Source organism: Variovorax sp. PEI5 (genome assembly GCF_056679935.1).
Genome location: NZ_CM155257.1, coordinates 1,999,837 through 2,012,852, shown reverse-complemented (window position 1 = coordinate 2,012,852; position 13,016 = coordinate 1,999,837). Strand labels below are relative to the sequence as shown.

Sequence of the window (13,016 nt, the reverse complement as noted above, 5' to 3'; positions counted from 1 at the left end):
CGCCGCGCTGTCCCGGTTGCCTTCTCAGATATTGATGGCGGTTTCGATCAACGCCACGCTGGCCAGTACCTCGTCCAGGGAAGGAATGCCATGGAAGATCATGCCGGTCATGGCGTCGTAGTCGCGCCGCAGTGCATCGTGCATGTCTGTGGTCGGCGTCAGCGTGAAAGTACCGTGCCGGGCCGTCTCCAGTCCCAGATCCGGATTGCCAAAGAACAGCCGCGCATGGCGTGCACAGTCCTGCGCCAGCGGCCGGTTGGCTATCCATCCGGCGGCCTGTTCACTCTGCAGGAGCTGGTGCACGTCGTAGTGGTGCCGCGAGACCCGTTGACCACCACGGCGCAGTTCTCCGCGCCGTTCGTGCCATTGGCGCAGGCCATGCAGGATCATGAGCTTGTCCCAGAACGTGCGCTCGGGCCGGACCGTCGTGACATTCACCACCCGCAAATCAAGATGCGGTAGATCGGCGGCAACGTAGGGTGTGATCACAGCCGTCACATGGGGATCGAGTGCGGATTTCGCGCCGGATTCGATCTTGACGGCGGAACGGACGTAGTCGCCCGGGCGGGCCGTCACCGCCGGATACCACAGCAGCAGAGTCTGACCGTCCGCATCGTCGGGGTCCAGCTCCAGAGTGAATCCCTGCGGAATGGATCTGGCGGCATGCGCGTGCAACTGTTCCTTCAGATCACTCTGGATGAATATCCGGCAGGCCGTGCGGATGGCATCGAGTCGGATGCGGCGTTGCTTGCCGCTCAATGTCTCCAGCTCTTCGGGCTCGACGTGCTGCCCAAGATCGTCCCGAAAGACCGTGATGTCGATGTCTTCCGAGAAACGGGAGATCAATCCGAAGGCCTTGGACAGCGACGTGCCGCCCTTGAAGAGCAGGCGTGGGCCGTCGGGTGCCATGCCATTGAAAAGAACATCCAGAACCCGGCAGACCCAGAAGTCCTTTTCGACGTTCTGCACCGCCGTTCCCAGACGCGCCGCGGTGCCGAGAAACAGATCCCGGCGGTCGGCATCGCTGGCCGCGACGACTTCCCGCAAGGCCTCGTTCATCGCCGCTGACGCGCGGGAGCGTTCGAGCGTGCAGGTATCGAGGTCCTGTCGAGCGCAGGCGCGGAGTTACGCGGGACAGTGGGTGCCGGGATGGGATCGAAGTCCGGTACCGTGCGCAGGAACGCCTGCATCCAGGCGGGCAGATGCGAGAAGCCCTGAATCAGGTCCTGCGTGATGCCGTTTCCATGCTTCGCATCGGCGAGGATGGCGTGTAGCCGATCACGAACCCGATCGCCATCGTCGGGCAGGGTGTCCTTGAGCCAGTGCAGCGCCTGCACGACGCGCATGGCGGGCCGGTCGGCCCAGTAGAGGCGGCTGGGCGCGGTCTGCTTGAACTCGATGAACAACTTGTCGAGTCGGATCGATCGGCGGCGCGCATCGGTGTGAATGGTCACCCGGGCGGGAACGGCATCGGTGAGACCGAGATCGTTGGCGGCGGTCATGCCATCCACGAGCAGACGCAACCGGTCACGCCGAGCCATGGCGTCGATCACGGCCCGGTAATCGGTCGTGGTTGCCTTCCGGGTCAGCCGGTTGGCTGCAGGCAGGTCGTACAGGCCTCTGTCGATACGGCGCAGCGTCGCCTTGGTCACCATGCGCTGAAGCGTCTTGTCGATCACGTCGCGCGAGCCCAGCGGCGCGAAGTCGGAGGGTGTCCAGACGATGCCAGGGCCAGCGGCGTTGATGAGCGATGCGATGCGGCTACCGATATCCGACATGAAACCTCCATGTCCGATATTTGTATGCGTTTTTCGGACTCAATGAAATGATATTTGTCCGAAAAATGTGGCTGTATTTCGGACAAACCCATTGCTGGGCGACGGACTTGGAGATGGAGCGTCAATGAGTCCCTGCTCGACGCTCCCCGACTGCTAGCTCAGCAGATCCGCCAGCGTGCGCGCCACGACCTTCGTCGCCCGGCGCAGGTCCTCCAGCACCAGGCGCTCGTCGGCGCGCTTGGCATGCGACTCCAGCACGGTGCGCGGGCCGGCGCCGTAGATCACGCCGGGGATGCCGGCCTCGCCATAGAGGCGCACGTCGGTGTAGAGCGGCGTGCCCATGGCCGGGATGGGCTCGCCGAAGATCGCCTCGCCGTGCTTCTGGATGGCGTCGACCAATGGCTGGTTGCCGGCCAGCGGCTTCATGGAGTTGGCCAGCAGCAGGCGCTTGATGTCGACCGTGACGCCCACCAGCGGCGTGGCGGCGTCGGCGATGACCTGGCGGATGTCGGCCTCGACCTCGGCCGGATTCTCCTCCGGGATCATGCGGCGGTCGAGCTTGAAGACCACCTTGCCGGGCACGACGTTGGTGTTGGTGCCGCCCTCGATGCGCCCGACGTTCAGGTAGGGGTGGGTGATGCCGGCGACTTCCGAGCGGACCTGCTTGTAGGCGGTGTTCTGCGCATAGAGCGCGTTCAGGATCCGGACCGCGCCCTGCAGCGCGTCGACGCCGGTGTCGGGGATCGCCGCGTGGGCCATCTTGCCGTGCACGGTCACCTCCATCTGCAGGCAGCCGTTGTGCGCGGTCACCACCTCGTAGCTGAAGCCGGCGGCGATCATCAGGTCGGGCTTCGTCAGGCCCTGCGCGAGCAGCCAGCCCGGCCCGAGCAGGCCGCCGAACTCCTCGTCGTAGGTGAAGTGCAATTCGACCGCGCCCTTCGACGGCCGGGCCACGGCCTCCAATGCGCGCAGGGCGAAGGTGAAGCTGGCGAAGTCGCTCTTGCTGACGGCGGCGGCGCGGGCATAGAGCCGGCCGTCCTCGATCTCGCCGCCATAGGGATCGTGCGTCCAGCCCTCGCCCGGCGGCACGACGTCGCCATGGGCATTGAGCGCCACCGTCGGGCCCTCGTCGCCGGCGCCGAAGCGGCGGCGCACGATCAGGTTGGTGATCGATTCGAGGCCATAGTCCCTCACGGTCTGCTCGGGCACGGCATGGCGCTCGGCCTCGAAGCCGAAGCCGGCCAGCAGCTCGGCGGTGCGCTCGGCGTGCGGCGCGTTGTTGCCCGGCGGCGTGTCGGTCGGCACGCGCACCAGCTCCTGCAGGAAGCGCACCTCCTCGTCGAAATGGGCGTCGATCCAGTCGTCGAGGCGTTGATAGTCGGTCATGGGGGGTCAGGCGAGGGAAGTGGAAGGGGGGGTCGAGGGCGCGGTCGTCATCACGTCGCGCGCCAGGTCCTCGAGCAGGAACTGGAAGGCGCGCACCGAGAGGTCGATGTCGGCCGACGTGCTCGACTCGAGCGGGTTGTGGCTGATGCCCGAATTGAGGCCGCGCACGAACAGCATCGCCTGCGGCATCACCTCGTGCAGTTTCATGGCGTCGTGGCCGGCGCCGCTGGGCATGCGATGCACCGGCAGGCCGAGCGACTCGACCGCGCGCTCCCAGCGCCGCTGCCAGTCGGGAGCGCTGGGCGCGGCGGCGGCGCGCATGGTCTCCTCCAGCGTGTGGCGGACGAAACGGCGCTCGCAGATGGCGGCCAGCGCGGCCAGCACGTCACGCGCGACCGCGTCGCGCTGCGCGTCGTCCGGCGCGCGGATGTCGAGGCTGAAGCGGCACAGGCCGGGCACGACGTTGATCGAGCCGTTGGGCACTTCCAGCATGCCCACGGTGGCGACCGAGTCGCCATCGCGCGCGGCGCGCTGCTCGGCGAACAGGATGAGTTCGGCCACCGCCGCGGCGGCATCGCGGCGCCGGTCCATCGGCGTGGTGCCGGCGTGGCTGGCCATGCCGTGGATCTCGCCCAGGTAGCGCACGCTGCCGTTGATGGACGACACCACGCCCAGCGGCAGGTCGAGCTCGGTCAGCACCGGACCCTGCTCGATGTGCACCTCGACGAAGCCGAGGTAGCGCGCCGGGTCGCGCCGGATGGCGGCGATGGCGGCCTCGTCCAGGCCGGCGTGGCGCATCGCCTCGCGCATCGTCACGCCGTCGGCGTCCCGCTGGTCGAGCCAGGCCGGATCGAACTGCCCGATCAGCGCGCCGGAGCCGAGGAAGGTCGCCTTGTAGCGCTGGCCCTCCTCCTCCGCGAAGCCGACCACCTCGATGGCGAAGGGCAGGCGCCGGCCCTGGCGGTGCAGTTCGCGCACGCAGGCCATCGGCACGAAGATGCCCAGCCGGCCGTCGTACTTGCCGCCGTTGCGCACGGTGTCGTAGTGCGAGCCGGTCAAGAGCGCCTTCGCCCCCGGCGTGGCGGCCTCGTAGCGGCCCACCACGTTGCCCACGGCGTCAATGCCCACCGAGTCGAAGCCGCAGTCGCGCATGCCCTGGGCGATCTGCGAGGCGCAGGCGCGGTGCGCGTCGGTGAGATAGGTGACGGTGAGCTGGCCGAGCTCGGCATAGCCCGGGTCGGTGTGCGCGGCCAATGCCTCCTGCCAGTCCCAGACGTCGTCGCCCAGCGCGGTGTGGGCGCCGAACTTGTCGTGCAGGCGGATCTCGGCGATGCGGTGGATGTTGCGCAGTGCCTCGCCGCGCTCGAAGGAGGGATGGTGGTGCAGCCGGCGCTCGAAGGTCTGGACGATCTCGCGCTTGCCCAGCCCGGTGCCGCGCGGCCCGCGCACCGCCAGGATGAAGGGGAAGCCGAACTTCGCGCCATAGGCGGCGTTCAGCGCGCGGATGTGCGCGAGCTCGTCGGGCGTGCAGTTCGTGAGGCCGGCCTTTCCCTGCTCGTGGGTCGACTCGGCCGTGAGCGCGCCGCTCTCCATGGCCTTGCCGGCGAGTTCCGGGTGGGCGCGGATCAGGAACAGCTGGCGCTCGGCCGGCGCCGCGTCGACGACCCGCGCCAGCGCGTGCTTGAGGTGCTGCAGCGAGCGGAACGGCCGCTCGGCCAGGGCCGCCTGCGCCACCCAGGGCGAATGCTCGTAGGTGCCATCGAGCAGCATCACGGCCGCCTCGGGCGTGGCGGCGTTGAGGGCCTCGAGGGTCAGCGTGGCGCGCGGGGCTTGTGGCGCGGTCGGTGCGTTCATGGTTCAGGCTCCTGTGGCTGCGGCCGTGTAGGGGTGGGTCTGGCGCCAGTGCCGCGCGATGTCCACGCGCCGGCACACCCAGACGTCCGCATGGGCGGCGATGTGGTCGAGAAAGCGCTGCAGCGCCGTGATGCGTCCGGGCCGGCCGAGCAGGCGGCAGTGCATGCCCACGCTCATCATCCTGGGCCGGTCTTCGCCGGCCGGATCGCCCTCGGCGTAGAGGGCGTCGAAGGTGTCCTTCAGGTACTGGAAGAACGGATCGGCGTGCGAGTAGCCCTGCGGCAGCGCGAAGCGCATGTCGTTGCAGTCGAGCGTGTAGGGCACGATGAGCTGCGGCACCACCTCGCCATCGCTCTTCTCGACCCGCATCCAGAAGGGCAGGTCGTCGCCGTAGTAGTCGCTGTCGTATTCGAAGCCGCCCCAGTCGGCCACCAGGCGGCGGGTGCGCGGGCTGTCGCGGCCGGTGTACCAGCCGAGCGCGCGCGCGCCGGTGAGCCGCTCGATGGCGGCCATGCCCAGCGCCATGTGCTCGCGCTCGGTCGCCTCGTCGATGGCCTGGTAGTGGATCCAGCGCCAGCCGTGGCAGGCGATCTCGTGGCCGAGCTCGACGAAGGCGGCGGTGAGCTCGGGATGGCGCTCCAGGGCCATGCCGACGCCGAACACCGTCAGCGGCAGGCCGCGCTTCTCGAACTCGCGCAGCAGGCGCCAGACGCCGGCGCGCGAGCCGTACTCGTAGATGCCTTCCATGCTGATGTGGCGCTCGGGGTAGCTGGCCGGATTGAACATCTCCGAGAGGAACTGCTCCGAGCCAGCATCGCCGTGCAGCACGCTGTTCTCGCCGCCTTCCTCGTAGTTGAGGACGAACTGCACCGCGATGCGGGCACCGCCGGGCCAGCGCGCGTGCGGCGGGTTGCGGCCGTAGCCGACCAGGTCGCGGGGATAAGGAAGCGTCGAGTCGTAGACGGTCATGGCGGGGCGGGGCGGGGCGGTGGGCGGAGGGCGTTGGAACGGGGGGCGGGGAGCGGATGGCGGTTGGCGGGGTCAGGCCAGCGCCAGCGCGACGTCGTGCGTGGGCACCTTGCGGTCGAAGGTCAGGCTGGCCTCGACGTGGTCGAGATGCTCGCTCATCAGGCGCACGGCCAGCGCCTCGTCCTTGGCGGCGAGGGCGCGCACGATGTCGGCGTGCTCGTCGTTGGAATGGGCGGCGGCGCTCGGGCTCTGGTACATCAACGTGATGAGGGCGCAGCGCGAGATCAGCTCGCCCAGCATCTGGGCCAGCACGCGGTTGCCGATCAGCTCGGCCATGCGGACGTGGAAGTCGCCCAGCAGCTCGGTGCGGCCGGTGGCGTCACCGGCGGCGACGGCGGCCCGCTCGGCCGCCACGTGCTCGCGCAGGGCCTTCAGGCGCGCCGGCGTCACGCCGCGCACGAAGCTGCGCGTCATCTCGACCTCCAGCATCCGCCGCACCGCGAACACCTCGCGCGCCTCCTCGACCGAGGGCGAGGCGACGAACGCGCCGCGCGCGGGCTCGAGCCGGATCAACCGGTTCTGCGACAGCTGGAACAGGGCCTGCCTCACCAGGGTGCGCGAGACGCCGAAGTGGTCGGCGAGCTTCTGCTCGGCGAGCTTGCTGCCCGGATGCAGCCGGTGCTCGACGATGGCCCGGGTCAGGGCGTCGACGATGGCGGCGGTGGTGGAGGATTCCATGCGGCCATGATAGGCGGCAACCGGGAATGTGTATACACTTTTGTCCACCGGAATTATCAGGAGCTTCCCATGGGCCTCAGCACCCACGTCCTCGACACGATGCACGGCGCGCCCGCCGCCGGCATGTCGGTCGCGCTCTTCACCACGCGGGGCGACGAGGCGACGCTGGTCAAGCGCTTCGTCCTCAACGCCGACGGCCGCAGCGACGGCCCGCTCTACGACAACCAGACCCTGAAGACCGGCACCTACCGGCTGGTGTTCGACGTCGCGGCGTACTTCGCGTCGCGCCACGTCGAGCTGCCCGAGCCTAACTTTCTCGACCGCGTGGCGATCGACTTCGGCGTCGCGCGCACCGACCAGCACTACCACGTGCCGCTGCTGGTGAGCCCGTGGAGCTATTCGACCTACCGCGGTTCCTGAGCATGCCTTGCAAGCTTCGCGCCCGCCGGTGCCCGGGTCGCGGCTGCGGTTACAGCTGCCCCTCGGTCAAGGTGTCGAGCTGGAAATGACCGCCCTTGTCCCACAGCCAGGTGTCGGTCCACGTGACCTTGCCCAGGCGGCTGGCCGCCGGGAAGGGCGAGGCCGCCAGCACGGTGCGCTCGATCTCGGCGACCACCTCGGGCGCGTGCCTGGGCGCACGCATCCAGTGCATCGAGACCACCTTGCCGCTGGCATCGAGGTTGACCTGCAGCGTGCCGACGGCGTAGAGCAGGGCGGGCAGCCTGCCGCCATAGATGCGCTCGCGGTTGGCGTCGTAGACGTGGCGGGCGGCGTCGCGCCGGTAGTCGCGCGCGGTGGCGGCATCGGAGGCGCGCGGCAGTGGCGAGCGGCCGGGTGTCGGCTCGGGCGTGGCGCTGGTGAGCTGGCCGGGCACCGGGCGCGTGATCGGCGCCGTCGGGCTGCTGCCGCAGCCGGCGAGCCAGACGGTGGCGAGGAGGGCGCCGGCGAGGGCGAGGCGGCGCGGCGCGAACGGGAGATGGGTCATCGGCGCGGTTATACCGTGCCCCCGCAGGACGGGCGCAACCGGAGGTTTCGGTGGCCGCGTGGCCACGCCGGACGGACCCGCCCCGGGTGCGGGAGCCTCGCATGACATCGATGCTCGACCTGCTGCTGGAGCGCCTGCGCATCGAGGATGCCATCCTGGTGCGCGTCGATGCCACCCAGGGCTCGGTGCCGCGCGAGGCCGGGACCTGGATGGCGGTCTGGGCCGATGGCACCCTGACCGGCACCATCGGCGGCGGCCACCTGGAGTTCCAGGCCGCGCAGGCCGGGCGCGACTGGCTCGCCGGCGGCGCGGCCATCGAGGCGCCGCGGCGCCATGCGCTCGGCCCGGCCCTGGGGCAATGCTGCGGCGGCGTCGTGGTGCTGTCGTACCGCCGCGTCGGCGCGGCGGACGCGGCGGCATTGCGCGCCGAGTTCGTCCTGCGCCTGAGTCCGGTGGCATTGTTCGGCGGCGGCCATGTCGGCGCCGCGCTGGCCCGGCTGCTGGCGACGCTGCCGTTCGCGGTGCGCTGGATCGACAGCCGCGAGGGCGTCTTCGCGCCGCTGCTGCCGGCGCAGATCGCCACCGAGCATTCCGAGCCGGTGCAGGACGCCGTCGCCGGTCTGGCGCCGGGCTCGCGCGTGCTGATCATGAGCTTCAGCCACGCCGAGGACCTCGACATCGTGATCGCCTGCCTGAAGCGCCTGCGCGCGCGCGACGACCTCCCTTATGTCGGCCTGATCGGCAGCAAGACGAAATGGGCCACCTTCCGCCACCGCCTGGCCGCGCGCGGCTTCGGCGAGGCCGAGATGGACCGCGTCACCTGCCCGATCGGCCTGGGCGGCATCGCCGGCAAGGAGCCCGAGGTGATCGCCGTGGGCGTGGCGGCACAGTTGTTGCAGTCGCTCGGCCCGCGCGGCTGAGGAGTTTCCCGGAGGCCGCCCACCCGACCCGACACCCGTGTTTACACTCCCGACCCCACGCCGCAGCGGAGCGAGGCCACCAGAGCCTGCGTTCGCGGCCTTCTTTCTGCTTACAGCGCCCGCAGTGGTGAGCAGGCACCCACCGTCCGGCGCAAGGCTGCGCCGGCACGGCTGAAAGCGAAAGAAAAAAAGCCATGGAAAGCTATTACCTCGACTGGGCGAACCTGCTGCTGCGCTGGGTCCACGTCATCACCGCCATCGCCTGGATCGGCGCCTCGTTCTACTTCGTGATGCTGGACAACAGCCTGGAGAAACCGCAGGACGCCGAATCGCTCGACAAGGGCGTCGGCGGCGAGCAATGGGCCGTGCACGGCGGCGGCTTCTACAACATGCAGAAGTACGCCCTGGCGCCGAAGAAGCTGCCGGAGCACCTGCACTGGTCGTACTGGGAGAGCTACTCGACCTGGATCACCGGCTTCTCGCTGTTCACCATGTCCTACCTGTGGAACGCGAGCACCTACCTGATCGACAAGTCGAAGATGGACTGGCAGCCCGGCGCGGCCATCTCGGTGGCGCTGGCCTTCTTCGTCGTCTTCTGGATCGTCTACGACGGCATCTGCCAGATCTTCGGCCGCCGCAAGAACGGCGACACCATCGTCGGCGTGCTGATCGCGATCTTCATCGCCTTCGCGACCTGGCTGGCCTGCCAGTGGTTCGCCGGCCGCGCCGCCTTCCTGCTGGTGGGCGCCATGATGGCCACGACCATGAGCGCCAACGTGTTCTTCTGGATCATTCCCGGCCAGCGCGAGAACGTGGGCCTGCTGCGCGAGGGCAAGCCGGTCAATCCGGTGCACGGCCAGCGCGGCAAGCAGCGCAGCGTGCACAACACCTACTTCACGCTGCCGGTGCTGTTCGCGATGCTGAGCAACCACTACAGCTTCACCTACACCCACAAGTACAACTGGGTGGTGCTGCTGCTGATCATGCTCGGCGGCGCGGCCATCCGGCAGTTCTTCGTCGTGCGCCACCGCTTCAAGCTGGGCAACGCCGGCAACCCGCTGCCCTATGCGATGGTCGGCATCGCGGTGCTGGGCCTGACCATCGTCTGGATGAAGCCCGAGCCGGTGGCCGCGCCGGCGCCGGGCGCGGCCGTGCAGCAGGTGTCCTTCGGCGAGGTGCAGAAGGTGCTGGAGCAGCGCTGCTACATGTGCCATGGCGCCGCCGTGCAGATGAAGAACGTGCGCCTGGACACGCCCGACCAGGTCGCCCTGCATGCCCAGGCGGTCTACCAGCAGGCCGTGGTGACGAAGATCATGCCGATGAACAACGCCACCGGCATCACCGAGGACGAGCGTTCGCTGATCGGCAAGTGGTTCCTGGCGGGCGCCAGGACGCGGTAGTCGCGGCCCGTCGCGGCACCATGCCGTCGCGCGGCCGGAGGCATGGAAGTTGCGTGGGGACACGGACCTCACTACAGTGCCCCCAACGCGTTTCGCGCCGGGTGCCGATCATGGAACTGAACTTCTCGACGCATGCTGCCGACACCGCGCATCGCTTCGCGTACTGGAGCGACGTGGTCTGCAGTCATTTCATCCCGGCGGCCAGCACGGTGCCCTGCCGCGACGACTTCGATGCCTGCCTGTCGGTGCGGCCGCTGGGCAGCCTGACGCTGGCGCGGATGTCCTCGCCCGCGCATGCCTGGGAACGCACCGCGCAGCACCTGCGCACCGGTCCGAACGACGACTTCATGCTCAGCCTGATGGTCAGCGGGCAGGGACGCCTGTCGCAGTCGGGGCGCTGGATGGTGCAGCGCGCGGGCGACATCGCCCTCTACGACGCGGCGCGTCCCTTCACCTACGAGCTCGAGCCCGAATCGTTCCTGCTGCTGCGCATTCCGCGCCGGCGGCTGCTGGCGCTGGTGCCCGATGCCGAGCGCCTGACGGCCACACCCCTGAGCGAGGGGTCCTCGGTGGCGATGCTGCTGGCGAGCATGATGCGCGAGGCGGCGGTGCTCGAGTTCTCCGGCCACGAGGGCGCCCAGGGACCGCTGGCGAATTCGCTGCTGGACATGCTCGCGGTGGTGCTGCAGATGCGCCAGGACGGCCCGTCGGCGGTGCAGTCGCCGCACGACGCGCTGTTCCGGCGCGCCTGCGCCTACATCGGCGATCACCTGGACGACTGCGAGCTCGATGTCGCGCGCATCGCGGCGGCGCAGCATGTGTCGGCGCGCACGCTCACGCGCGTCTTCGCCGGCCATGGCACCACGCCGATGCAGTGGTTGTGGAAGCAGCGCCTCGAAGCCAGCCACTGCGCCCTGGCCGAGGGCCGCGTGCAGCAGGTGACGCAGGCCGCGTTCCAGTGCGGCTTCAGCGATCTCTCGCATTTCTGCCGGGTCTTCAAGAAGGCCTATGGCACCACGCCGCACACGCTCCTGAAGCACTGACCCGCCCCCGGGCTTCCCGCGCACCGCGGGCGGAGGGCTGTCTTTGGATTGGCGCGCTCAGGCCATCGAGTTGGCGATGGCAGCCAAGTGCGCGCGGGCGGGGTTTCCTATCGTCGTGTCATGCATGAACGACTGGAGACACCGATGGACCACGACCCTCTCGCCGACGGCGCCGCGATCGCGCCGCTCGCCACCCATGCGGCCCTGCCGCTGAGCCCGGAACGGGCCGCCGCGGCGGCGGCGATCCTGGCGGCCTGGCTGCCGGCGGCGCACGAGCTCAGCCGCAAGATGAGCGCGCCCGAGCATCGCGCATTGATGCCGGCGACCGTGTTCGCGCATGCGCCGGATCAGTCTGACGTGGCGGATCCGCCGAGCACGTTCGGCGCCGCCAACACCAACGGGAGCCACGCATGAGCGGGCTGCTGGAACTCACGCTGGCCGAGGCGGCGCGCCGGGTGCGCCGGCGCGAGGTCTCGCCGGTCGAGCTGGTCGAGGCGGCATTGGCGCGCATCCGCGCCCACGACGACGTGCTGCGCTCGTTCATCACCGTCTTCGAGGAGCAGGCGCTGCAGGTCGCGCGGGCCGCCGAGATGCTCTCGGCCGCCGGCCACGAGCTCGGGCCGCTGCATGGCGTGCCGATCGCGCTGAAGGACAACGTCGCCGTTCGCGGCCTGCGCACCACCGCCGGCAGCAGGATCCTGGCCGACTGGCATCCGGAGGCCGACGCCACGGTGACGACGCGCCTGCGCCAGAGCGGCGCGATCTTCATCGGCAAGACCAACATGCACGAGTTCGCCTGGGGCGGCACCTCGGCCAATCCGCACTATGGCGCGGTCCGCAATCCGTGGGACACCAGCCGCTTCCCGGCCGGCTCGAGCGGCGGCTCGGCGGTCGCGGTGGCGGCGCGGCTGTGCTTCGGCGCCGTGGGCACCGACACCGGCGGCTCGATCCGCCTGCCCTCGGCCATCAACGGCATCGCCGGACTGCGACCCACCTACGGGCGGGTGAGCAACCATGGCGTGGTGCCGCTGGCCTGGAGCATGGACACCGTCGGCCCGATGGCCCGCACGGTGGAGGACTGCGCGCTGATGTTCGGCGCCATGGCCGGCTTCGATCCGCGCGACGCCGGCAGCGCGCAGCGGCCATGCGACGACTATCTGCAGCGCCTGGGCGGCGGCTGCCGCCACCTGCGCATCGGCATCGTGCCGGGCTACTTCTTCGAGCACCTGCAGCCGAGCGTGCTGGCGGGCCTGAAGCAGGCCCTGGACACCTTCGTCGAGCTCGGCGCCGAGCTCGTGGAGGTCGACATCCGGCACATCCACGGCAACATCTCGGCCCAGCTGACCATCGAGTCGGCCGAGCCCAGCGCCTACCACCAGCGCGACCTGCGCGAGCGGCCGCAGGACTATGGCGACGACGTGCGCGCGCTGCTCGACGTCGGCGAGCTGCTGCTGGCCACGCACTACCTGCAGGCGCAGCGCTACCGGACGCTGCTGCGCGGCGAGTTCATGGCGGCGTTCGAGACCTCGGTCGACGTCTTCGTCTGCCCGACGCTGCCATTCACCGCCACACGACTGGGCGAGACCACCGTCGCCATCGACGAGGGCCGGCCCGAGGACATGCTCTCGGCCATCATGCAGTTCACCGGCGTGGCCAGCCTGACGGGGCTGCCGGCGCTCAACGTGCCCTGCGGCTTCGATGCCGACGGCATGCCCATGGGCCTGCAGATCATCGGCCGGCCGTTCGCCGAGGCGACCCTGCTGCGCGCCGGCCATGCCTTCCAGCAGGCGACCGATTTCCATCGCCGCGCGCCCGTGCTGCGCGATGGCGCGACCAGCACATCCGCTGGCGCTGCGGGACAAGCCATGGCGGGCGGCGCTGCCTAAAGTGACCGTGACGGCTGCGTGGCCCACGCCGCCGGCCCGAGTCCCGACCTCCCATTG

Annotated in this window: 13 protein-coding genes; 6 read left to right on the top strand and 7 right to left on the bottom strand. The window is 69.7% G+C overall.

Translation table 11 applies throughout. The features are described from left to right. Nucleotides 1-24: 24 nt before the first annotated feature. From AC1MLT_RS09265 to AC1MLT_RS09240, 6 genes are all read right to left on the bottom strand, one after another. On the bottom strand, nucleotides 25-1,059 hold the full coding sequence (locus tag AC1MLT_RS09265; RefSeq protein ID WP_481032005.1) for a nucleotidyl transferase AbiEii/AbiGii toxin family protein: 1,035 nt from the start codon (nucleotides 1,057-1,059) through the stop codon (nucleotides 25-27). Next, on the bottom strand, nucleotides 1,056-1,778 hold the full coding sequence (locus AC1MLT_RS09260) for a DUF6088 family protein (RefSeq protein WP_481032004.1): 723 nt from the start codon (nucleotides 1,776-1,778) through the stop codon (nucleotides 1,056-1,058). The genes AC1MLT_RS09265 and AC1MLT_RS09260 overlap by 4 nt, the downstream gene beginning before the upstream one ends. Before the next feature lie 153 nt (nucleotides 1,779-1,931). Then, nucleotides 1,932-3,164 (bottom strand): M20 family metallopeptidase, encoded by a 1,233-nt coding sequence (locus AC1MLT_RS09255; protein WP_481032003.1) that lies wholly within the window; start codon nucleotides 3,162-3,164, stop codon nucleotides 1,932-1,934. 6 nt (nucleotides 3,165-3,170) lie between these two features. Continuing rightward, a complete protein-coding gene (gene uraD, locus AC1MLT_RS09250) occupies nucleotides 3,171-5,018 on the bottom strand; it encodes a 2-oxo-4-hydroxy-4-carboxy-5-ureidoimidazoline decarboxylase (RefSeq protein ID WP_481032002.1) in 1,848 nt (615 codons plus the stop codon). 3 nt (nucleotides 5,019-5,021) lie between these two features. After that, a complete protein-coding gene (gene puuE, locus AC1MLT_RS09245) occupies nucleotides 5,022-5,987 on the bottom strand; it encodes an allantoinase PuuE (RefSeq protein WP_481032001.1) in 966 nt (321 codons plus the stop codon). 72 nt (nucleotides 5,988-6,059) lie between these two features. Continuing rightward, nucleotides 6,060-6,725, bottom strand: a complete 666-nt coding sequence (locus tag AC1MLT_RS09240) for a GntR family transcriptional regulator (protein WP_481032000.1) — start codon at nucleotides 6,723-6,725, stop codon at nucleotides 6,060-6,062. Nucleotides 6,726-6,794: 69 nt separating this feature from the next. On the opposite strand from AC1MLT_RS09240, the gene uraH reads away from it, so the two are divergent. Beyond that, complete coding sequence (uraH, locus tag AC1MLT_RS09235; RefSeq protein WP_481031999.1) at nucleotides 6,795-7,145, top strand: hydroxyisourate hydrolase; 351 nt, start codon at nucleotides 6,795-6,797, stop codon at nucleotides 7,143-7,145. A gap of 49 nt (nucleotides 7,146-7,194) precedes the next feature. On the opposite strand, the gene AC1MLT_RS09230 is transcribed toward uraH, so the two are convergent. After that, nucleotides 7,195-7,710 (bottom strand): hypothetical protein, encoded by a 516-nt coding sequence (locus AC1MLT_RS09230; protein ID WP_481031998.1) that lies wholly within the window; start codon nucleotides 7,708-7,710, stop codon nucleotides 7,195-7,197. 101 nt (nucleotides 7,711-7,811) lie between these two features. Between AC1MLT_RS09230 and xdhC the strand changes: the two genes are divergently transcribed. The 5 genes from xdhC to AC1MLT_RS09205 all read left to right on the top strand — a co-directional run bounded on the left by xdhC (nucleotide 7,812) and on the right by AC1MLT_RS09205 (nucleotide 12,959). Beyond that, a complete protein-coding gene (gene xdhC / locus AC1MLT_RS09225) occupies nucleotides 7,812-8,630 on the top strand; it encodes a xanthine dehydrogenase accessory protein XdhC (RefSeq protein WP_481031997.1) in 819 nt (272 codons plus the stop codon). A 194-nt stretch (nucleotides 8,631-8,824) separates the two neighbouring features. Continuing rightward, a complete protein-coding gene (locus AC1MLT_RS09220; RefSeq protein WP_481031996.1) occupies nucleotides 8,825-10,030 on the top strand; it encodes a urate hydroxylase PuuD in 1,206 nt (401 codons plus the stop codon). Nucleotides 10,031-10,140: 110 nt separating this feature from the next. Next, the gene (locus AC1MLT_RS09215) at nucleotides 10,141-11,073 is read left to right on the top strand and encodes an AraC-like ligand-binding domain-containing protein (RefSeq protein WP_481031995.1); all 933 of its coding nucleotides are present in this window, start codon (nucleotides 10,141-10,143) and stop codon (nucleotides 11,071-11,073) included. 144 nt (nucleotides 11,074-11,217) lie between these two features. Continuing rightward, nucleotides 11,218-11,487 (top strand): hypothetical protein, encoded by a 270-nt coding sequence (locus AC1MLT_RS09210; protein ID WP_481031994.1) that lies wholly within the window; start codon nucleotides 11,218-11,220, stop codon nucleotides 11,485-11,487. Beyond that, the gene (locus tag AC1MLT_RS09205; RefSeq protein ID WP_481031993.1) at nucleotides 11,484-12,959 is read left to right on the top strand and encodes an amidase; all 1,476 of its coding nucleotides are present in this window, start codon (nucleotides 11,484-11,486) and stop codon (nucleotides 12,957-12,959) included. Before AC1MLT_RS09210 ends, AC1MLT_RS09205 begins: the two co-directional genes overlap by 4 nt. Nucleotides 12,960-13,016: the final 57 nt, after the last annotated feature.